General features: G+C 61.9%; 23 protein-coding genes and 1 pseudogene. 17 read left to right on the top strand and 7 right to left on the bottom strand.

Annotated elements, in window-relative coordinates:
• Positions 1 to 31 precede the first annotated feature (31 nt).
• The 5 genes and pseudogenes from AC1XDK_RS06395 (at position 32) to AC1XDK_RS06375 (ending at position 3,612) form a co-directional block, all read left to right on the top strand.
• Positions 32 to 670 (top strand): 50S ribosomal protein L1, encoded by a 639-nt coding sequence (locus AC1XDK_RS06395; RefSeq protein ID WP_483348977.1) that lies wholly within the window; start codon positions 32 to 34, stop codon positions 668 to 670.
• Position 671: 1 nt separating this feature from the next.
• Positions 672 to 1,709: a 50S ribosomal protein L10 gene (locus tag AC1XDK_RS06390; protein WP_483348976.1), complete on the top strand. Its 1,038-nt coding sequence runs from the start codon at positions 672 to 674 to the stop codon at positions 1,707 to 1,709.
• Between the two features lie 6 nt (positions 1,710 to 1,715).
• Complete coding sequence (gene rpl12p, locus AC1XDK_RS06385; RefSeq protein WP_483348975.1) at positions 1,716 to 2,045, top strand: 50S ribosomal protein P1; 330 nt, start codon at positions 1,716 to 1,718, stop codon at positions 2,043 to 2,045.
• Positions 2,046 to 2,136: 91 nt separating this feature from the next.
• A pseudogene (locus AC1XDK_RS06380) lies at positions 2,137 to 3,373 on the top strand (tripartite tricarboxylate transporter permease).
• 38 nt (positions 3,374 to 3,411) lie between these two features.
• Positions 3,412 to 3,612: a hypothetical protein gene (locus AC1XDK_RS06375; RefSeq protein ID WP_483348974.1), complete on the top strand. Its 201-nt coding sequence runs from the start codon at positions 3,412 to 3,414 to the stop codon at positions 3,610 to 3,612.
• A 62-nt stretch (positions 3,613 to 3,674) separates the two neighbouring features.
• Here the strand turns inward: AC1XDK_RS06375 and menD are convergent, their stop codons facing one another.
• Genes menD through AC1XDK_RS06360 form a run of 3 tightly spaced genes read right to left on the bottom strand, consistent with a single transcriptional unit; the run spans position 3,675 to position 7,384 of the window.
• Positions 3,675 to 5,429 carry a 2-succinyl-5-enolpyruvyl-6-hydroxy-3-cyclohexene-1-carboxylic-acid synthase gene (gene menD, locus AC1XDK_RS06370; RefSeq protein ID WP_483348973.1) on the bottom strand — a complete coding sequence of 585 codons (1,755 nt, stop codon included), beginning with the start codon at positions 5,427 to 5,429 and terminating at the stop codon, positions 3,675 to 3,677.
• Positions 5,426 to 6,754, bottom strand: a complete 1,329-nt coding sequence (locus tag AC1XDK_RS06365) for an isochorismate synthase (protein ID WP_483348972.1) — start codon at positions 6,752 to 6,754, stop codon at positions 5,426 to 5,428. Before AC1XDK_RS06365 ends, menD begins: the two co-directional genes overlap by 4 nt.
• A 33-nt stretch (positions 6,755 to 6,787) precedes the next feature.
• Positions 6,788 to 7,384 carry a sulfite oxidase-like oxidoreductase gene (locus AC1XDK_RS06360; RefSeq protein WP_483348971.1) on the bottom strand — a complete coding sequence of 199 codons (597 nt, stop codon included), beginning with the start codon at positions 7,382 to 7,384 and terminating at the stop codon, positions 6,788 to 6,790.
• Positions 7,385 to 7,592: 208 nt separating this feature from the next.
• Here AC1XDK_RS06360 and AC1XDK_RS06355 point away from each other — a divergent pair, with 208 nt between their 5' ends.
• The 4 genes from AC1XDK_RS06355 (at position 7,593) to AC1XDK_RS06340 (ending at position 10,640) form a co-directional block, all read left to right on the top strand.
• Positions 7,593 to 7,838, top strand: coding sequence for a hypothetical protein (locus AC1XDK_RS06355; RefSeq protein WP_483349843.1), 246 nt, complete (start codon positions 7,593 to 7,595; stop codon positions 7,836 to 7,838).
• A 179-nt stretch (positions 7,839 to 8,017) separates the two neighbouring features.
• Positions 8,018 to 8,233, top strand: a complete 216-nt coding sequence (locus AC1XDK_RS06350; RefSeq protein ID WP_231183791.1) for a ribbon-helix-helix domain-containing protein — start codon at positions 8,018 to 8,020, stop codon at positions 8,231 to 8,233.
• 69 nt (positions 8,234 to 8,302) lie between these two features.
• Complete coding sequence (locus AC1XDK_RS06345) at positions 8,303 to 8,581, top strand: UPF0058 family protein (RefSeq protein WP_483348970.1); 279 nt, start codon at positions 8,303 to 8,305, stop codon at positions 8,579 to 8,581.
• A 163-nt stretch (positions 8,582 to 8,744) separates the two neighbouring features.
• Positions 8,745 to 10,640, top strand: coding sequence for an FtsB family cell division protein (locus tag AC1XDK_RS06340; protein ID WP_483348969.1), 1,896 nt, complete (start codon positions 8,745 to 8,747; stop codon positions 10,638 to 10,640).
• Here AC1XDK_RS06340 and AC1XDK_RS06335 read toward each other — a convergent pair.
• Positions 10,637 to 10,942: a hypothetical protein gene (locus AC1XDK_RS06335; RefSeq protein WP_231183788.1), complete on the bottom strand. Its 306-nt coding sequence runs from the start codon at positions 10,940 to 10,942 to the stop codon at positions 10,637 to 10,639. The genes AC1XDK_RS06340 and AC1XDK_RS06335 overlap by 4 nt on opposite strands.
• 233 nt (positions 10,943 to 11,175) lie before the next feature.
• On the opposite strand from AC1XDK_RS06335, the gene AC1XDK_RS06330 reads away from it, so the two are divergent.
• Positions 11,176 to 12,588, top strand: a complete 1,413-nt coding sequence (locus tag AC1XDK_RS06330) for an adenylosuccinate synthase (protein WP_483348968.1) — start codon at positions 11,176 to 11,178, stop codon at positions 12,586 to 12,588.
• Positions 12,589 to 12,642: 54 nt separating this feature from the next.
• Here AC1XDK_RS06330 and AC1XDK_RS06325 read toward each other — a convergent pair whose 3' ends face one another.
• Positions 12,643 to 13,059: an EamA family transporter gene (locus AC1XDK_RS06325; protein ID WP_483348967.1), complete on the bottom strand. Its 417-nt coding sequence runs from the start codon at positions 13,057 to 13,059 to the stop codon at positions 12,643 to 12,645.
• 101 nt (positions 13,060 to 13,160) lie between these two features.
• On the opposite strand from AC1XDK_RS06325, the gene AC1XDK_RS06320 reads away from it, so the two are divergent.
• From AC1XDK_RS06320 to corA, 7 genes are read left to right on the top strand one after another with little or no spacing between them, the layout of a single operon-like run.
• A complete protein-coding gene (locus AC1XDK_RS06320; RefSeq protein ID WP_483348966.1) occupies positions 13,161 to 13,346 on the top strand; it encodes a methytransferase partner Trm112 in 186 nt (61 codons plus the stop codon).
• Between the two features lie 49 nt (positions 13,347 to 13,395).
• Positions 13,396 to 13,947, top strand: coding sequence for a DUF7524 family protein (locus AC1XDK_RS06315; RefSeq protein WP_483348965.1), 552 nt, complete (start codon positions 13,396 to 13,398; stop codon positions 13,945 to 13,947).
• Between the two features lie 39 nt (positions 13,948 to 13,986).
• A complete protein-coding gene (locus AC1XDK_RS06310; protein ID WP_483348964.1) occupies positions 13,987 to 14,490 on the top strand; it encodes a DUF7523 family protein in 504 nt (167 codons plus the stop codon).
• A gap of 55 nt (positions 14,491 to 14,545) precedes the next feature.
• A complete protein-coding gene (cysS, locus tag AC1XDK_RS06305; protein ID WP_483348963.1) occupies positions 14,546 to 16,033 on the top strand; it encodes a cysteine--tRNA ligase in 1,488 nt (495 codons plus the stop codon).
• Between the two features lie 41 nt (positions 16,034 to 16,074).
• Positions 16,075 to 16,710 carry a DUF6517 family protein gene (locus tag AC1XDK_RS06300; RefSeq protein WP_483348962.1) on the top strand — a complete coding sequence of 212 codons (636 nt, stop codon included), beginning with the start codon at positions 16,075 to 16,077 and terminating at the stop codon, positions 16,708 to 16,710.
• Positions 16,711 to 16,750: 40 nt separating this feature from the next.
• The gene (locus AC1XDK_RS06295) at positions 16,751 to 16,921 is read left to right on the top strand and encodes a hypothetical protein (RefSeq protein ID WP_483348961.1); all 171 of its coding nucleotides are present in this window, start codon (positions 16,751 to 16,753) and stop codon (positions 16,919 to 16,921) included.
• Positions 16,918 to 17,898, top strand: coding sequence for a magnesium/cobalt transporter CorA (corA, locus tag AC1XDK_RS06290; RefSeq protein WP_483348960.1), 981 nt, complete (start codon positions 16,918 to 16,920; stop codon positions 17,896 to 17,898). Before AC1XDK_RS06295 ends, corA begins: the two co-directional genes overlap by 4 nt.
• 1 nt (position 17,899) lies before the next feature.
• Here the strand turns inward: corA and nreA are convergent, their stop codons facing one another.
• Entirely contained in the window at positions 17,900 to 19,159 is a 1,260-nt protein-coding gene (gene nreA, locus AC1XDK_RS06285; RefSeq protein WP_483348959.1) for a DNA repair protein NreA, read from the bottom strand.
• A gap of 111 nt (positions 19,160 to 19,270) precedes the next feature.
• Positions 19,271 to 20,236: a transcription initiation factor IIB gene (locus tag AC1XDK_RS06280; RefSeq protein WP_231183776.1), complete on the bottom strand. Its 966-nt coding sequence runs from the start codon at positions 20,234 to 20,236 to the stop codon at positions 19,271 to 19,273.
• Between the last annotated feature and the right edge of the window lie 34 nt (positions 20,237 to 20,270).

Genomic DNA, 20,270 nt, shown 5'->3' with positions numbered 1-20,270 from the left:
GGAGCATTCCTGCGTACTACGGAGGTGAACGATGGCAAATAATGAGATAGAGCAAGCAGTCTCTCGCGCACTCGAGGACTCCCCCGAGCGGAATTTCCGCGAAACGGTGGACCTCGCAATCAACCTGCGCGACCTCGATTTAAACGATCCGTCGAATCGTGTAGACGAGAGTATCGTACTCCCGTCCGGAACCGGCCAAGACACCAAAATCGTCGTTTTCGCGGAGGGTGAAACCGCCCTTCGTGCCGAGGACGTCGCGGACGACGTTCTCTCGGGCGACGACTTGGAGGACCTTGGCGACGACAACGACGCGGCAAAAGACCTCGCGGACGACACGGACTTCTTCATTGCCGAGGCGTCGATGATGCAGAACATCGGTCGCTACCTCGGTACCGTCCTCGGTCCGCGCGGTAAGATGCCGACGCCGTTGCAACCCGACGACGACGTCGTCGAAACCGTCAACCGGATGAAAAACACCGTCCAGCTTCGGAGCGGCGACCGACGAACGTTCCACACGCTCGTCGGCGCGGAAGACATGTCCGCCGAGGACATCTCCGAGAACATCGACGTTATCGTTCGACGTCTGCACTCCAACTTGGAGAAAGGACCGCTCAACGTCGATACTATCTACGTGAAAACGACGATGGGTCCGTCGGTGGAGGTAGCCTAGAATGTCCGCAGAAGCCGAACGCAAGACAGAGACCATTCCGGAGTGGAAGCGTGAGGAAGTCGATGAGCTGACGGATTTCGTCGAGAACTACAACAGTGTCGGCGTCGTCAACATCACCGGCATTCCGAGCAGACAGCTCCAGAACATGCGTCGCGGCCTTCACGGAAGCGCGGAACTCCGCGTCAGCCGTAACACGCTGGTGAAGCGCGCGCTCGATTCGGTCGGCGATGGCTTCGAAGACCTAGACGAGTACGTCTTCGGCCAAATCGGCCTCATCGGCACGAACGACAACCCGTTCGGACTGTACAAGGAACTGGAAGAATCGAAGAGTCCGGCACCCATCTCGGCTGGCGAAATCTCCCCGAACGACATCCTCATCCCCGAGGGTGACACGGGTGTCGACCCCGGACCGTTCGTCGGCGAACTCCAGCAGGCCGGTGCATCCGCACGGATCATGGACGGCTCCATCCACGTGACCGAGGACAGCCTCGTCGCGGAGGAAGGTGACGAGGTTTCGGTGGAACTCGCGAACGTTCTCTCCGAACTCGGCATGGAGCCGAAGGAGGTCGGTCTCGACCTGCGCGCCGTCTATTCCGACGGCGTCATGTTCGAGTCGGATGAACTCGCCATCGACGTGGACGAGTACCGCGCGGACATCGAGACGGCTGCGGCCTTTGCCCGCAACCTCTCCGTCAACGCGGTGTACCCGACCGAGCAGACCGCACCGCTGCTCATCTCGAAGGCGACCGGCGAGGCCAAGAGCCTCGGTCTGCAGGCCGCCATCGAGAGCCCGGACGTCGTGCCGGACCTCGTGAGCAAGGCGGACGCACAACTGCGCGCACTTGCCGCACAAATCGACGACGAGGACGCGCTGCCTGAGGAGCTTCGCGGTGTCGAAGCCCCGACGACGGGCGACGCGGCCGAGGAAGAAGAATCGACTGACGAAGAAGCAACTGAAGCCGAGCCTGAAGACGATGACGATGACGACGACGATGACGACGAAGACGCAGGAGCAGGCCTCGGCGCTATGTTCGGATAACTAACAATGGAATACGTTTACGCTGCACTCATCCTGAACGAATCGGGCGAAGAGATCAACGAAGAAAACCTCACGGACGTCCTCGACGCTGCAGGCGTCGATGTCGAAGAATCCCGCGTCAAGGCGCTCGTCGCCGCACTCGAAGACGTGGACATCGAGGAGGCCGTCGAACAGGCCGCCGCCGTCCCCGCTGGTGGTGCCTCCCCGGCACCCGCCGGTGGCGACGACGAAGGCGCTGACGAAGCCGAAGAAGAGGAAGCCGCAGAGGAAGAAGAAGAAGAGGACGACGAGGACGAGGACGCCGGTGGCGAGGGCCTCGGCGAGCTCTTCGGTTAAACGCGGCACTCCCAACTCGAAATTTTTTTCGTGCGCTATCCGGGTAGCGACTGCCAACGTTTAAATACGAAAACGGAACCACTCCCCCCCGATGGAGGTGTTCGGAACGCGGTTGCTGTTCGACTCGGCCGCGACGGGAACGACGTTGGCTTTCGTCCTCGGTGGCGTCGGAATCGGGACGATAAGCGGGTTGACACCGGGCGTTCACGTCAACAACCTCGCGCTGTTGCTGGCGTCGATGGCGACGTCGATAGCCGGGCCGCCGAAACTCGTCGGCGCGGCCATCCTCGCCGCGGGTGTCGTCCACTCCTTCCTCGACGTGGTTCCGGCGCTCGCGCTCGGGGTTCCCGACCCTGTAATGGCGGCGAGTGCACTTCCCGGCCACCGACTCGTCATCGAGGGACGAGGACGGGAAGCGATTCGGCTCTCGGCGTTAGGAAGCGGGCTGGCAGTCGCCATCGCGGTTCCGCTCGCCCTCCCTGTAACGACGGTCATGACGGGTGCATACCCCATCCTTCGGAATCGTCTCCCGCTGGTCCTCCTCTGTACGACGGCGTTTCTGGTGCTCACGGAACCGACGACGAGGGCGAAAGTCGGCGGTGTCGTGGCGTTTTCCGCGAGTGCAGTCCTCGGCATCCTCGCACTGCCACTGTCGCCGAGCGCACCGCTCGGCGTCGGAAGCGTTCTCACACCGCTGTTCGCGGGGCTGTTCGGCGCACCCGTTCTCGTGGATGCGATGGGTGGTACCGGTGTCCCGGAACAGGCGGGGACGACGCTCACACTGTCGCGAACCATGATACTAATCACCGCGCTCGCGGGTGCGTTCGCCGGAGCCATCGTCGGGTATCTCCCCGGTGTTTCGAGCGCGATTGCGGCGGTTCTCGCGCTCGCGCTCGTCCCGAACCGAGGCACGGGGCTTCATCGTTGCGAGTAGCGGCGTCAACACCGCCAACACGATTTTCGCGCTCTTCGCCCTCGTCTCCCTCGGCACTCCGCGGACCGGCGTGATGGTCGCGCTTCGGGAGACGAACGCACCGCTCGACCTTCCGATGCTCCTCGTCAGCGCGGGCATCGCCGGACTCGTCGGGTTCGTTCTCGTACTGCTCCTCGGGGACACCTATCTCGAAACGGTGGGTCGAATGGACTACCGGCGGCTTTCCGTGGGAGTCCTCTGCCTGTTGGTCGCGACCTCGTTTCTGTTTGCGGGGTTCCTCGGCGTCGGGTTGTTCGTTTGCAGCGCCGTTCTCGGAGTGCTCCCGCCGCGATTGGGCTGTCGGCGCGTGCATCTGATGGGGGTGTTGATGGGACCGCTCATGGTGAGCGTGTGACCACGAGACTTTTGCCGGTCGGTTGTCAACCGAGCAGTATGATTCCCCTGTTCGGTCCCATTCCCGGCGGAATGGAGTTGGTCGTCATGTTCATCGTCGCGCTCATGATGTTCGGACTGCCGTTGACAATCTTCGGCGGACTGTTCTTGGCGCATCGGCGGTCGAAACGGGACGTCGATGAACTCAAAGACGAGGTTCGGGAACTGCGAGCGGAACTCGAAGAGCGGGATAGAAAATAGCGGTGAGAGCGTTCCGAGCCGTCACATCATCCCTCGTGCACGATGTTTGGATGCTGTGAAAATCAGGGGCGGAGTTCCGCGACGAGACGGTCTTGTAACCGTTCCCGAATCCGGTGGCTCGTTTCGGCGGTCGTTCGGACTTCGATGACTTGCGCCCCCGAACTATCGAGGGAATCCGAAAACGCATCCCGGAACGCGGAACGCGTTTTCACGCGCTCGAAGTCCAATCCGTAGAGGTCGCCCGTCGCTTCGTAATCGAGGCCGTGTGGCGTTCTGAACTGCCCGGTGAACGGCGGGTCGAACGATTCGATGGGGAGCATGTGGAAGATGCCGCCGCCGTCGTTGTTGATTTCGACGATGGTCGCATCCACGCCACAGCGGTCGAGCGCAAGCAAGCCGTTCATATCGTGATAGTACGCGAGGTCGCCGGTGACGAGGACGAGGGGGTCGTCCGTCGCGCTTCCGGCACCCAACGCCGAACTGATGATACCGTCGATACCGCTCGCCCCACGGTTGCCCAGTACCGTCACGTCGGCGGACCGGGGGGAGGCGAAACGGTCCAAATCCCGAACTGGCATGCTGTTGGAGACGAACAAGGTCGCCGGGTCCGGCAGCGCCTGTGTGACGGTTGCGAGGAGGTTTCCTTCGAAGTGCTCCTCGGAATCCGCGACGAGCGACCAGTGTTCGGACTCGGCGCGTTCGAACCGCGCCGTCCACGTCTCGTTTTCGGCCGTCCTCTGTTCGAGTTCATCGGCGAGTCGGCGGGCCAACCGTGTCGAGTCGGCCACGAGGAGGTCCGTCGCGGTAAAGCTCGCCTCGCGCCAGCCGCCGGCCGCGTCCACGACGAACTGGCGGCTTTCGACGCGTTCGAGGTATTGACGGAGTGTTTTCGAGGTCGGTGACGCGCCGAAGCGAATCACGACGTCGGGGTCGGGCCATCCCTCGGTGACGTCGGGGACGAGGTACGAATCGTAGCCACCGACGATGGTTCGGTCGTGGCCGAATCGATGGCCCGAAAGCGGGTCCGCGAGTACGGGAAATCCGGTCACGTCGGCCAGCGCCGCCAACGCGGAGCGTTCGGGCGTCGGCGCGTCGGCGGGACCGGCCACGAGCAGTCCGCGTTCGGCGTCGTTCACGGCATCGACGAGTCGGGAGAATGCGGCTGAGTCGAGTTCCGGAACGCCGTTCGAGACGGAGACGAACGGACCGTCACGCCCCCTGGCCGCCAGCGGGTTCTCGGCATCGAACGACTCGGAAACGTCACCCTCGACTTCGACCGGTTCGAGGGGCTTTCGGAACGGGAAGTTCAGGTGAACCGGTCCGGGTGGGGTTCCCGTCGCCGACCCGAGCGCTCGGGCGGCCGTCGTCCGAAGATAACGGAGTTTTCTCCCGGTCGCCTCCGGTTCGGCCACGTCGGCGTACCAGCGAACCGCACTTCCGTACAGTTTCTCCTGATCGACGGTTTGGTTTGCGCCGCTATCGCGGAGTTCCGGCGGCCGGTCGGCCGTGCAGACGAGCATCGGAACCCGCGCCCTGTCCGCCTCGATGACGGCGGGATGGAAGTTCGCGGCCGCGGTTCCCGACGTACAGACGAGGGGAGTGGGCTTTCCCGTGCGTTTCGCTCGGCCGAGCGCGAAGAACGCCGCCGAGCGCTCGTCTAAATGCGAGAACACCTCGATGTCGTCGTGCAGGGCAAACGCGACGGTCAGCGGCGTCGAGCGACTGCCGGGGGCGAGACAGACGGCATCGACGCCGCCCGCGGCCAACTCGTCCACGAACGCTTCGGCCCACAGCGTGTTTCGGTTCGGATGCGTCATTCGAGTTCGTTCAGAATCGGCAGGAATTTCAACTGTACTTCGTCCCACTCCGCCTCCGGGTCGCTGTCGGCAACGATGCCGTTTCCGGCGAAGAGGGTCACGCGGTCGTCGGACGCCACACCGGAACGGATTCCGACCGCGAACTCCCCGTCACCGTTGGCGTCGAACCATCCGACAGGCGAGGCGTACCAACCGCGGTCGAAGCGTTCCGTCTCCCGAATCGTTCGAATGGCGTCTTCCGGGGGTAGGCCGCCGACCGCGGGGGTCGGATGCAACGCTTCGACGACGGAGAGAACGTGTTCCGTCTCGTCGAGTTCGGCCGAAATCGGCGTTTGTAGGTGTTGAATGGTGGACAGGCGTTTGAGCCGCCGGTCACCCACCGTGACCGAGGTGGCGAGGGGTTCGAGTCCGTCACGGATGGTCTGTGCGACGAGTTCGTGTTCCTCCCGAACCTTCTCGCTATCTGCGAGTTCCGCCGCGAGTTCGTCGTCCTTCTCGGGGGTTTCTCCCCTGCCGACCGACCCGGCGAGTGCCTCCGTCTCGACCATCTGACCGCGGAGCGAGACGAGCCGTTCCGGGGGTGCGCCGAAAAAGCCGCCCGACGAGGAGGGTTGGACGAGAAAGCGATAACATTCTGGATAGGACGTTCGCAGGCGTTCGAGGATGTCGGGGACGACGACGGACTCGTCGAGTTCGACCTCCAACGCGGTTGCGATGACGACCTTCTTCAACTCGCCGTCCCGAATTCGGTCTGTCACGTGGCGAATCTGTGAACACCACTCGTCCCGCGACGTGATGGGGTGGGTCGATTCGATACCCGGCGAGTCGCTTCGGGGTCGCATCGTGGGCAGGGTTTCCATTTCCGCCCGTGCCTCGGCGAGTACGTCCTCGGCGCTTCCCTCGGTCGTCTCACGGGCGGAGACGGAGAGCCACGTTCCGGATTCCGTCCGCGTCAGTTGGATACGTGGCAGAACGAACTCCGTTCCGGGAAATCCGCTCCACGGCAGCGTCGGTTCGTGTTCCGCGTCGAACGAAAATCCACCGAACAGACGGGGACGGGCCGAATCCGGTCCGTCGTCCCACGTCACGGACTCGAAGAGTTCCGCGGCGTCCTCCCGGATTTCGTCGAATCGACCCTCGCCGTTCGCGGAGAGACGCGCGACTGCGCCGCTTGCGGCGATTTCGAGGCCATCGGGCGACGTCCAGTAGAGACGCGGTGCCGACCCCCCGGCGAGAAACGAGCGAAACGAAACGTCGGGTACCCTACACGTTCGCGTTACGAGCGGAGAACCCGCCGACAGTTGACCGTCACGGTGCGGTGGCATTGGGTGATAACTCGGGAACGCTGACCCTTCAGCCTAACTATATCGCTCCTCGTTCCACGGGTTCGCGGTGTTGGAGTACCCCCGTTTCTCCCAGTATCCGCGTTCGGGTTCGGTAAGGAACGCGACGCCGTTCACCCACTTCGAACCCTTGTAGGCGTACTTGTGGGGCGTGACGACGCGAAGCGGGCCGCCGTGTTGGCGGGGAAGCGCGTCGTCGTCGTACTCCCAGACGAACAGTACGTCATCGCGCATGCAATCTTCGAGCGGGAGGTTCGTCGTGTAGCCGTCGAGCGCGGAGAACATCACGTGAACCACGTCGTCGTGCAGGCCCGCGCGCTCCGCGAGCGTCGGGAAGGTGACGCCCGTGAACTCGCAATCGAACTTGCTCCAACCGGTAACGCAGTGGAAGTCCTGCTTTTGGGTCTCGCTCGGCAGGTCACGGAACGCCTCCCACGAGAAGGTCAGTTCGTTCTCGACCGCCCCGGTGACCGAAAATTCCCACGATTCGGGGTCCCATTCGGGCGTACTTCCCTTCGAGAGGACGGGGAACTTGCTCGTCTCGCGCTGTCCGGGTGGCAGCCGCTTCCCGTCGAACTCACGATGGATGTTCGTCTTGTCCGTAACGCTCATACCCGAACGCAGGGAGGCCGGAAACGTAGATGTACCGAACACGGTCGGTCACGGGGAAAGGTCGTGTTAGCGTCGGGGTAACGGTCGTATCCACGTCTAACACGAACCTATCGTTGGGTACCTCCTGAATAACAAAGAACGGTGTGCCACAACCGACTGACGCATGTCCGAAGCAGAGCAACAAACCAGCACTCGAGAGCGCCCGGCGATGGGCGCAGCACAGGAGTCGACGACCGACATCGCGATACTCGCATCCGCAGCGTCGGTACTCCTGTCGTGGCATCAGTTCTTCATCAGGGGGAACCGCGAGCGCGGCCTCTTTATCGGTCTGTGGCCGCCGACCATCCTCGCGTTCGCCAGCTATTTCAACCAGAAGAAGATGGAGCAGCGGTTGGAGTCGATGAAACCGAGCAGCATCATCAACTCGCTCGACCAGATGTTCGGCAACCGGTGAGCGCAGACGGACAAGTTTTCATTTCTTCGGTTCTATAGTCGACCAATATTCAGAATTTCCAAAAGAATGTTCTGGGGAGAAGAATCAAAACTTCTGGGTAGGGAATTTGTGTTTGCAATACCCGTACTATCTACCCGTCAGACTTAAGAACACCCCTCCCGAAGCCCACAACTGTTCCAATGCCAAAGGTAGAGATTACCGTCCCCGAGCACCTCGAAATGCAAATCGCCCAGATGGTTGACCAGGGAGAATTCGTCAACCGTGAGGAGGCCATCGAGGACTTGCTCGCAACTGGTCTCAAGGCGTACAAGACCAGTGGCCCGATGGACAACGATAGAGAACCGGGACTCGAAGACGAGGGGATGATGGGTCACGAAGACGAGTACGTCTTCTAACGACGCCTTCCCTCGACGTGTGAATAGTTCTCAGAAACTCTTAAACCGCCTAGCTTCCAATGGCTCTGCATGCATAAGGACGAGCTTTTGGAGCTACACGAGCAGATGGTGACGATTATGGAATATTTCCGTGAACAGGACGGTATCCCGACCGGTGCGTTCGATGCCTACGACCAACTCGACGTCGACCCGTCCCACGTTCACAAGTCCAAGAGCGAACACAAACACGCCGTCTTCGTGCTCGGAAACTCGCTCGCCGACGTCATGAGCGAAGACGAGTTCAGCGAGGCCGGACGTATCGGTAAGCGAATGGAGGAGCTCGCCGACGACGCCGAACAGAAGATCTGATTTTTGGACGACAGTGTCGCTCGTTTGAGAACTCGAACGGGCACGAAACGTCCCCTGCAGAGGCGCTCGTGCAAACGACGTCCTCTGAAAGCTCTCCCACGCACTTGATACGTGGACCCGGCTAACCCGAAAGTATTTGAGGAGGATTCCGTTTTGACGTAATATGGATGCGCGCATAGTCGAGCAGATAACCGAGTGGAGTTCCCGCCCCTTCTCCGGGGGGTTGGAGACGCTCCACGCGCTCGCCGACGAGGAGTTTTCCGGGGCGGTCAAAGCGGGTGGCGCGTGGCTGTTCATGTTGAACGGCCGCGTCATCGGCGTTTTCGAGGGCTCCCTCGATACGTTCGAGGAGTCCGATGGGACGCAGTTCGAGGCCCCACACCCCTCGCTTCCGTTGTTGTTCAGCATGCAGGAACGAGGTGGGACGACCCAGGCGAAGTATTACACGAACGACACGCCGCTGAAGGAGGCCAGCGAAACGCTCGCTTCGAACGGTTTCACGGGGTACATCGAACTCAGCGAGAACGTCCTCAGCGGCGATTACTACGTGGTCTACCACGGTGGGCGGTCGATGAGCGCCGCCTACGTCGGGCAGAGCGAACAGCTGATTACCGGGGACGAGGCGTTCTCGCGTGCGAACGACGAGGTAGGGATTTACGAAGTCGTCGCGACGGACGTGGACATCGTCGACCTCCCGGAATCGACACCCGAATCAGCCGCGTCGGGGTCGGATTCGGCACCGGCAGAGGAGGCGTCCTCCTCGAACGCGCCGGACGAAGATGGAGACCAGTCGTCCACGCCGACCGCTCCAACGTCAGCCGAAACGGCGGAAGCGGGGCGGTCCTCGGAGGCACCAGCGGACGCCCAGCAAGCGACCGAACGAAACGCACAGTCCTCGGAAGCCGCGACCCCGAGCGGGGAGGAGTCGGAGAGCGACGGCGAAACGGGAGCATCGGACCCGCTCTCGGACGAACAGCAGTGGCGGGAAACCACGAGGATTCCGTCGTTAGACCCCGAAAAGAGCAGTTCGGCGAAGTCGCGGGACGCGGGCGTCAAACAGCGACGAACGCAACGACGGACCCCACAACGGCAGTCCGCGGGCCGACAATCGACACAGGGGGGGTCTTCTCGGCGGGAACAGTCGAACCGAGCGAAGGAGATAGAGGTCGAACTCACCGCACGAGCGGAGAAGATAGAGGCGCTTCGGTCGAAACTCGCGCAAACCGAAGCCGAACGTGACGAACTGAAGGCGGAGCGTGACCGACTAACGGCGCGGGTCGAGGAGCTACAGGACGAACTCGAAACGGTCCGGGAGCAGAGTCCGGGCGTCTCCGCGGAGCGCCAACTGCCCGCCGAACAGGCGCTCACGCAGACGAACCTCTTCGTCCGCTACGGGTCGAAGGGGAAGGGAACACTGGCCGACGCGGCGGCGGGCGAAGCCAACCGTGACACCGTCGAGTCGAACCTACAACTCGAACACCACACGCAGTTCGACACGGACGGTGTTGCAGTGGACGGACGGGAGTTCGAGGCGTTCCTCCACGACTCGATGGAGTACAAGTTCGTCTCGTGGTTCGTCGTCGACCTCCTGTACGAGATTTTGGAGACGGGCCATCAGCGCGGCTTGAAGGACCTGTTCGAAGCGATTCAGCGAATCGACCGAGTCGAACTTCGCGGGTCGCTGGTCACGGAGAACGAGGAGGACGGAAAGACGGAACGACCGTTCGACGTCATCCTCCGTGACCGGATGGGAAACCCGCTCGTCGTGGCGAACATCAACGACTCGCGAGACCCCGCGACGGGCGAGATGTTGGGGTCGCTCGTGGACGCGGCGACGGACGTATCGAGCGCGAGCGACGAACTCAGCGCGGCCTTCCAGGTCACGAAGAGCTTCTTCGAACCGGCCGCGTTGGAGACGACGGAGGACGCTACCAGTGGTGGACTGTTGACGCGAGAAAAGAGGGAAAGTTTCGTCAAGCTATCCCGCAAACGAGGATACCATCTGTGTCTGGTCGAATCACGTAACGGTGAATTCCACTTGACGGTCCCAGAACTCTAGTTTTCGGCTTCGGCTTTCTCGCCGATCTTCATCGTGTCGAGTTTGTTCGTAATCTCGGAGAGTTTCTCGTCGAGTTCGGAAACGAACTCCTCGGTTCGGTCGGTCGTGATCGCACCCTGATTGGAGGGCGAGATGAGGTTTTCTTCTTCGAGTACTCGCAGGGAGTAGCGAACCTTGTGATGGGGGTACCCCGTCTCGTTCGACATCTTCACGATGCCGATAGGTTCGTTCTCAATGACCATTTTCAGGACCTGCAAGTGGCGTTCCAGCATATCGACTTCCTTCTCCAGTCGATCTATCATGGCATGTGTTAACTTGTCTTAGAGCCTTTTAAAGGTTATTGTCCGCATCGCAAGCAGAAACGTAGAACAAACGTTTCTCGTGGGACGAGTTAACACTTCCGGATTGTGGCGCAGAATGTCGTCGAAACTGCTAGAATTGCCCCCTCGAAACAGTCGAAATACGCACGTTCGTGCATCATCATGGTTCCAAGACCGTAATCTGTTTACGAGGTGCGCGAGAAACCACCTCCGGTATGACCGTAACTATCGTCGGTTCGCAACTCGGCGACGAAGGCAAGGGCCGCGTCGTAGATCTCTACGGCGAGTCCGCTGACGTTGTCGCTCGCTATCAGGGCGGCGACAACGCAGGCCACACCGTCGTCGAGGGTGGTAACGAATACAAACTCTCCCTCGTCCCGAGCGGCGTCGTCCGCGGGAAGGTCGGCGTCCTCGGAAACGGCTGTGTCATCAATCCCGACACGCTGTTCGACGAGATAGACACGCTTCGAGAACGCGGACTCGACCCCGACGTCCGGTTGGCGCGCCGCGCGCACGTCATCCTCCCGTATCACCGCGTCCTCGACGGGGTCGAGGAGGAGGCGAAGAGCGATTCGGACCGCAAAGTGGGAACGACGGGGCGGGGAATCGGCCCGACCTACGAGGACAAAGCCGGTCGGCGCGGCATCCGCGTCGGCGACCTGCTCGATTCCGAACTCCTCCGCGAGAAGCTCGAATACGTCGTCCCGCAAAAGCGTGCGCTCGCCGAGAACGTCTTCGGCATCTCCGTGAGCGAAGCGAGCGGAGGCTCGTCGGACTCGTCCGACGGCGTCGAAACGGGCGACGCGTTCGATATCGATGCGCTCCACGAACAGTACGAGCGCTACGGCGAGCGCCTAAAGGAAGAGGACATGACCGTCGAATCCGGGGAGTTCCTCTCATCGCGCCTCGACGCCGGCGACGAAGTGATCTTCGAGGGAGCACAGGGAACCCTCATCGACATCGACCACGGTAACTATCCGTACGTCACCTCCTCGAATCCGACTGCAGGCGGTGCAGCCACGGGGACCGGCCTCAGCCCCAGCGTCATCGGCGACGGCGAAATCATCGGCATCGTGAAGGCCTACCTGACGCGGGTCGGAAGCGGTCCGCTCCCGACCGAACTCGGCGGCGTCGTCGGTGACACCCCCGACTACGACGAACAGGGAGCGGGCGAAAACGAGGACCTCGCCGAATACATTCGGGAGGAAGGCGGCGAGTACGGAACCGTCACCGGTCGCCCACGCCGGGTCGGATGGCTCGACATGCCCATGCTCCGCCACGCCGCCCGCGCGAGCGGCTTCACGGGTCTCGCCGTCAACCACGTCGACGTGCTGGCGGGCCTCGATGAGGTGAAGGTGGGTTACAGCTACGATGTCGACGGCGAGGAAATATTCACGATACCCGCCACCACCGAACGATGGGCTCGCTGTGAGCCGAACCTCCGCTCGTTCGACGGCTGGCCGGAAGTGGACTGGAGCGAGGTCGCCGACGAGGGCTACGAGGCGATTCCCGAGAACGCGCGGACCTATCTCGAATACATCAGCGACGAACTCGACGCACCCATCTACGCCGTCGGTATCGGGCCGAGCAGGGAAGATACCGTCGTGATAGAACACCCGTTCGAATAACTGGAATCGGACATCTTCGGCTCTCCTCTTCGGATTTCCGTCTTCTCCCGACCGCTACTCGACCGCGGTGAGGTAAATCGCGACCAGTGCGAACCCGATTCCGGCAGCCTTTCGCGCCGTGAGAGGTTCGTCGAGGAACGCGATACCGAGGATGGAACTCGTGGCGATGAACAGGCCGAAAATCGGAACCACGACGCTGACCGGTCCGGTCGCCAGTGCGCGATAGTAAGCGAGGATACCGATGGCGAGGAACACGCCCGCGAGGTACATGTACGGTGCTTTGTCGCTGGTAAGATACGGGACGACTTGCTCTCCCTCGTACATGGTCACCGCGAAGGCCGCGACGACGAGCATGCCGTTGGCCACCAGTGCAGCGACAGTGTCCGGGATATCCTGCGTTGCGACGCTGACGAGCGGCGGCAGTGCCGTATATCCGATGAGGGCGACGATGGCCCATCCGATGTAGTTCATGGGTACTCGTCTCACGCGGGGATAAGAATCGTTTCGGAAGCGGGAACCACCGAACCACGCAACCCGTCACGCTTTTGGCCCACCCCTTCGTGCACCCGACTATGAAGAAATCCCTGATGGACATCATCTGCTGTCCACTGGACAAACAGGAACTCGAACTCGACGTTCGACAGGAGGAAGAAGGGGAGGTTATCTTCGGGACGCTCACCTGCACCGAGTGCGGCGAGGAGTATCCGATCGAAGACGGCATCCCAAACCTCCTACCCCCGGACATGCGAGAGGCCTGAATCTTTTAATAGCTGAGCATTTTACTCCAACTTAACAGGAAAGAGCACCGTGTCAGAATCGTTGTTAACACACATCAATCGTGGCGGTCTACACGACATCGACGTAGCGCCGTCGTTCGAAACCGACGATTCGTTCGTCGTCTCGCTCGTCAATCACGGTGCACCGATTCACGTTCACCTCCACTTGGACGACGACCTGTCCGATGTGGCATCGCTGTCCGCAACGAACCACTACATCGAAGCGGACTCTACGGAAGTCGTCCGCGTCAGGGTTCACGACGGTCCCGCGAGTGGAAAGTTGAAAGTCGTCACGGGCTACGGGGCCGAGTCGGCCTACGTCGACGTCGATATCGCGGAAAAGAATCCCGAACCCAACACGATACCGATAGACGAGTCCCTCTCGAAACCGAAACGGCGGCCAAGCAAAGGGACCGACGAACCGTCGGAGTTGGCACGAAACCTCCCGCTCGTCGTCCTCGGGGCGCTAGCCTTAGTCCTCGTCCTCGGCGTCGGGTTTCTCGTCAATTGGGTCGTCGCGTTGTTCGGCGCGATTATGGTGTTCGTCGGCCTCGGTGCGGCCGGGTACTTCCTCACCAGCTAATCGTACTCCTTTTTCCCGCTCTGGTCGTGGTGGTCGATAATGTCACTCGCAAAGGCCACCCGAGAGGCCGTTCGGCGACGGCCCTTTCTCGTCGCGGCGCTCCGTGCTGACGTGGTGAACTACACAGCGGCCGCGCGGTTTCTCGCGGACGAAATCGCGGTCGGCGACGATACGGACGCGGTTTCGACCGCACTGTCGCGGTTTGCCGACGAACTGGGGAGCTACGAAGCCGAATCACGAAACGCACGCGTCACCATGCAAAGCGGATTAGGTCGGACGGAGGGGACGGACGACGCCCTCCTCGTCGTCGGCGATTCCGGATTCGCCCCCGGTTCGGGGTCACTGACCGCGGTCGTGGTCACCGGAGAGGTGGACGCCGTGGCGTTCTCCGCCGTCCTCTCCAGGCTCGTGGCGGAGGACGTGGAACCAATCGCGGCCGCCGTAGCGGACTCGGTAGTCGTCGTCGTCGAGCGCCGCGACGGCGCGAACGCGGTTCGGTTCGTCGAGGACGCGCTCGACGCCGTGCCAGAACGGGAGAGTTGAGGCGGTTGGTGTCGTTTCCGACGATTTAAAACGGTTGGTGACACTACCGTGCCCTATGACACTCTTCGTAACCAATACGCTCACGGGTGAGCGGGAGCCGTTCGAACCCGGCGACCCCGATTCCGTCCTCCTCTACTACTGTGGGTTGACCGTCTCGGACTTCGCGCACCTCGGCCACGCACGAGGGTGGATTCACACCGACGTGATGCACCGCTGGCTGGAACACCTCGGCTACGACGTTCATCACGTCGAGAACTTCACCGACGTGAACGAGAAAATCGCCGCCCGCGTGGGGGAGGACGACCTCGGAGACAGCGAGGCCGACGTCGCCCGCACCTTCATCACGCAGGTCATCCGCGATATGCGCGACCTGAACCTGAAGCGCGCAGACGTGTATCCCCGCGTCAGCGAACACGTCCCCGACATCGTCGACCTCATCGAGACGTTAGTCGAGAAGGGGTACGCCTACGAATCCAACGGTTCCGTCTACTTCGACGTGACCTCCTTCGAGGACTACGGCAAGCTCTCGAACCAGAAGGTCGAGGAGATGGAAGCACAAGGGGAGAGCGACGAGCGGGGAGAAAAGCGCCATCCCGGTGATTTCGCCCTCTGGAAGGCCGATGGCGTGAGCGAGCGTTCCATCGAGGAACACCGGAACTCCGACACGGAGTATTCCGTCTCGCATCCGCCGGGCGAGACGTGGGAGTCCCCGTGGGGAGAGGGACGTCCCGGGTGGCACATCGAGTGCTCGGCGATGAGCATGAAACACCTCGGCGAAACCATCGACATCCACGTCGGCGGGCAGGACCTCGTGTTCCCGCACCACGAAAACGAGGTGGCACAGAGCGAGGCCGCGACCGGCCACCAGTTCGCCCGATACTGGCTGCACGTCCGCCTGCTCGAAACGGACGGCGAAAAGATGAGTTCGAGCCTCGGCAACTACTCGACCGTTCGCGGCGCGATTTCCGAAATCGGAGCGAACGCCGTTCGAATGTTCCTCCTCTCGACCTCCTACGCCAACCGCCAGACGTTCAGCGACGAGACGGTGAGCGAGGCCGAAGAGCGCTGGGACCGACTCTCGGACGGCTACGACCGGGTCGTCGATGCCCTCGACGGCCCCGACGCCCGGACGACGGTCGAAGACGACGAACTGCGCGGAGCAGTGGACGACGTGCGCGAGGAGTTCACCGACGCGATGAACGACGACTTCAACACCCGTCGGGCGTTAGCCGCCCTCCTCGACCTCGTGACGGCGGTCAACCGCCACGCGGACGACCACGAGGAGTACGACTACGACGGCCTCAAATCGGCCGTCGAGACCTTCGAGGAACTCGGCGGCGATGTGCTCGGCTTCTCGTTGGGCGGAGAGACGGGCGGCGACGTGCGCCTCGCGGAGGACCTCGTGGAACTCGTTCTCGACCTTCGGGAGAGCGAGCGGGACACCGGAAACTACGAACGCGCCGACGCGCTCCGCGACGACTTACAGGCACTCGGCGTGGACGTTCAGGATTCCGACTCCGGTCCTTCGTTCAAGCTCCCGTAGCCATCGGGTTTATAGCAGGTGCTTGAGTATCGGGGGTAGACATGGACCGGAAACTGATCGCAGGCGCATTTCTGACGATGCTCGTCCTCACGAGCGGTTGTCTCGGGTTCATCCTCGGCGATACCCTCGAAGTCAGCGCTTCGAAGGGGACCGTCAGCGATTCGGCCCTCTCGCAAACGGGCTACGAGAAGGCAAAAGTCGAATCGGTCGATGTAAAACGGACGTACGAGGCGGCGGGACAGAGCCGTGAGGTGAGGGTAACGAACTGGGTCGCACAGTACGACAAGACCATCGGCATCGAGGGCGTGGCCGAACAGACGGCCGCCAAGTTCGTCGTCGTCAGCAGTCCGAACGTCGAAATAGCGGATAAGTCGTTCAACCCGCTGGACGAGTTCGACAATCGTGATTTGGTCGAGAAGTTCGTCGCCGGGTACGGAAACGTCGACGATATCGAAACCGTCGGGTCGAGACGGACGACGCTGCTGGGGACGAAGACGACCGTTACCGAGTTCAGCGCCACCGCGCGCTCACACGGCGCGACCGTGGACGTGACGATTCAGGCCACGAAGATAAAACACGACGGTGATTTCATCGTCGTCCTCGCGGTGTACCCGAAAAAACTCGACGAATCGGACAGCGTCGCCCAACTCCTCTCCGGTGTCCAGCATCAAGACTGACCGGGCAACGTTTTTTCTTCTCTCTGTCGGTATGAAGCGTATGAACCGAACTCTCGCTTCGGGACTCGGCCTCACCGTCCTCAGCGTGGTCGGCTACGTCATCGGTCTCCTCGCGCCGTATCCGGGTCGTGCGTTCTCGATTACGGGCATCATGGTCGGCATCACGCTCGCCGCCATCGCCAACGCGGACGAACCGGAGGACGTACAGTGACCGTCGAATCGCTTCGATTTTCGGACGGCGAGGTCGAACAGGTCGACGACTTTCACGCCGCGCGTGCCGAACCCGGAACCGTCTGGGTGCGAGCGAGCGACGCGACGCCGCTCGAACTCGAACGCGTCGCCGAATCGTTCGACATCCACCACCTCTCCATCGAGGACATCAGGAACGGAGTCCGTCCGAAGACGGAGGAGTTCACGGGCTACACGTTCGTCCTGCTGAAGACCGTCGAACTCTCGCGCGGCGAGACCACCTTCGAGGAGGAGACCCGCGTGAAATCCGTCGGCATGTTCGTCGGCGAGGATTGGCTCGTCACCCTCTCGGAACACGAAATCGACGCCGTTCGGCGTATCTGGGAGGCCGCGCTCGCCGGGGACCGACGAATCATCGGACGCGGGCCGGACTTCACGGCGTACCGCGTCTGCGACGGCATCGTGGACGGCTACTTCGCCGTCCTCGACCAGATAGAGGACCAGATAGAACTCGTGGAGGAGGCCGTCATCAGCGACACGAGCATCGAGACGTTGGAGTCGATAAACGGCGTCCGCCGAGAACTCCTCGCGTTCCGAAAACTCGCGTGGCCGACCCGCGAAGCCGTGGGCTACCTCGCCCGCGGCGACCCCGAGGAGGTGCGCCCGGATACGGAGAAGTACTTCCGCGACGTGTACGACCACCTCGTCCAACTGGTGGACTTGACGGAGACGTATCGAGAGTTGGCGGGCGGCGCGCGCGACATCTACCTCAACATGCTCTCGGTGTCGACCAACGAGGTGATGAAGAAGTTGACCGTCGTCGCCACCATCGTCCTGCCGTTGACGCTCATCGTGGGCGTCTACGGCATGAACTTCCAGAACGGGCCGTTCAACATGCCCGAACTGGGCTGGACCTACGGCTATCCGGCGGTGATGCTCGGCATGTTCCTCATGAGTGCGATTTTGGTCGTCTACTTCCGCGAATCGGGCTGGTTGTGAATCAGCGGCCGAAGTCCGAGAGGTTTGCCTGCACTCCGGAGACCATCTCGGACTTCCGGCGGAGGGAGTTCATCGAAATCGGGAGTTGGGGAACGATTTCCCGAACCGCGGCGTGGAGCGATTCGGACTCACCGAACCGGCCATCGAAGGCGTTTCTGACGCTTTCTCTCACCTGCCAGACGCCGACGGGTGCCCAGTAGTCGTCGCTGACCTCGCGGAGAACGAGGGCCTTGGCCTGTCGGCCGATGTCTTCGAGATGCTCGAGCACGCCGAGTCGGGAGGCGTAGTACGCCCCGGCGGTTTCGTCGACGTAGCTCGTTCTGCCCTCGAACCCCTCGTGGGCGCTTCCCATCCAGATGTCGCCGGTCGGCGATGGGTTCCAGATGCTGCCGGGGGCCTTCATCTCCACGAGTTCGAACTCCCACTGGCCCGGCGCGAGAATCACCCAGTACCGGTTGCCCACGTACTCGTTCATCCAGACTTGCGTCTCGTCGATGCTCGGCGCGTTGCGGATGCGTCCGCGGAGGTACTGGCCGACGGTGTCGTCCACCGCCGTTATCGACCAGCGCGTCGGGACGAGCTTTCGGTTCTGCCCCCGTCCGAGCGCGCCCGCCGAGAGGATGGTGTTGATGTCGTACACGTCGAACCCGCGGCGGTAGAGGTAGTTCATCGCGCCTTGGGCCTGCCAATCGTCGTCTTCGAGCGTCTTCTTCACGGCGCGAGGAACGTGCGGGTTTTCGGTCAGGTCCGCCGAGGACGCGCGTGCCGTCGGGCCGGTAGGGGTGGCGATATCGTCCACGTTCACGTCCAAGTCGAGTTTCTCGGTCAGGCCGATTTCCACGTCCACCGGCCGGTCGGCGATGGCGATTTCGCGCTGGACGCCGACGAACCCGTCCCATACGTCGTCCACGTTCACCTTCGCGGAGCGGTTCGAGTTCAGCAGGCCGGTTCGGTACTGGAGGACGTTGTCGATGTCGAGGCCGCGCTGGTACCAGTCGCCGCTCGTGGCGAACTCGGAGGCGTTCTCCTCGGCACCGACCGGCGAGAGGATGCCGGTCGAGACGTTCGGGTAGGACGACCGGCTGACGAACACCGAGGGAGACGTGCTTCCGAAGAGCGAATCGCCCTGTGCGACCTCGGAAAAGCGGTCCTCGAAATCGTCCACGTAATCCAGAATCTCGTAGGACTTCTCCTCGGCCAGACGGCGGCGGCGCTCCTCCTCGTCCGGGCGCAAGTCGTCGATGTACTCGTCCAACCGCATTCACGAACCGTAGGGGGGCGAAGGGCTTCAACGTTCGGCAATCGGACGGGAAAAGAGGCCGAGGGCGCGCTGGCAGTCGCTCAAGAGGGAGAAAACGGAAGGATGACGCGGTTAGCTGTGGATACCCATCGCTTCGATCTGTTCTTGATACCGGTTTCGAATGGTGACTTCCGTCACCTGTGCCACGTCGGCGACTTCGCGCTGCGTCTTCTTCTCGTTGCAGAGAAGCGACGCGGCGTAAATCGCGGCGGCGGCGTAGCCGGTGGGGGATTTACCCGACAGCAATCCCTTTTCGGCAGTGGTTTCGATGATGTTGTTCGCTTTCGACTGCACCTCTTCGCTGAGTTCGAGTTCAGAACAGAACCGCGGAACGTACTTCTTCGGGTCGACCGGTTTCATCTCCAAACCGAGTTCTTGAGAGATGTACCGATACGTCCGACCGATTTCCTTTCGTTCGACCCGGGAAACCTCGGAAATCTCTTCGAGACTTCGCGGAATTCCCTCCTTTCGACAGGCCGCGTACAGCGCGCTCGTTGCGACGCCTTCGATGGAGCGACCACGGATGAGGTCCTCCTTGAGTGCCCGCCGATAGATAACCGATGCGACTTCGCGTACCGACCGTGGAACGCCGAGCGCCGACGCCATGCGGTCGATTTCGGACAGGGCGAACTGGAGGTTTCGCTCGCCCGCGTCCTTCGTTCGGATGCGTTCCTGCCACTTTCGCAGGCGGTGCATCTGACTGCGTTTCTTGGAAGAAATAGACCGACCGTAGGCGTCTTTGTCCTTCCAGTCGATAGTGGTCGTCAACCCCTTATCGTGCATCGTCTGCGTCGTCGGCGCTCCCACGCGCGACTTCTGCTGTCGTTCCTGATGGTTAAAAGCACGCCACTCCGGACCGGGGTCTATCCGCTCTTCCTCGACGACCAACCCACAGTCGTCACAGACCAGTTCGGCTCGGTCGGTACTCTTGACCAACGTTTCGGACCCGCATTCAGGACAAGCACGCTCTCCCTCTCGTTCGTTCGCCGTTTGCTCCCCTTCGAGTTGGCGCTCCCGCTGACGAGTGGACCGTGTCATCGCACTTTTATAGTAGTAACTCCCAAACATTTAA

It is taken from the genome of Haladaptatus sp. HS23, from assembly GCF_056892285.1.
Note: the sequence above shows the minus strand (reverse complement) of the source record. Positions and strands in the feature narration are given on the sequence as shown.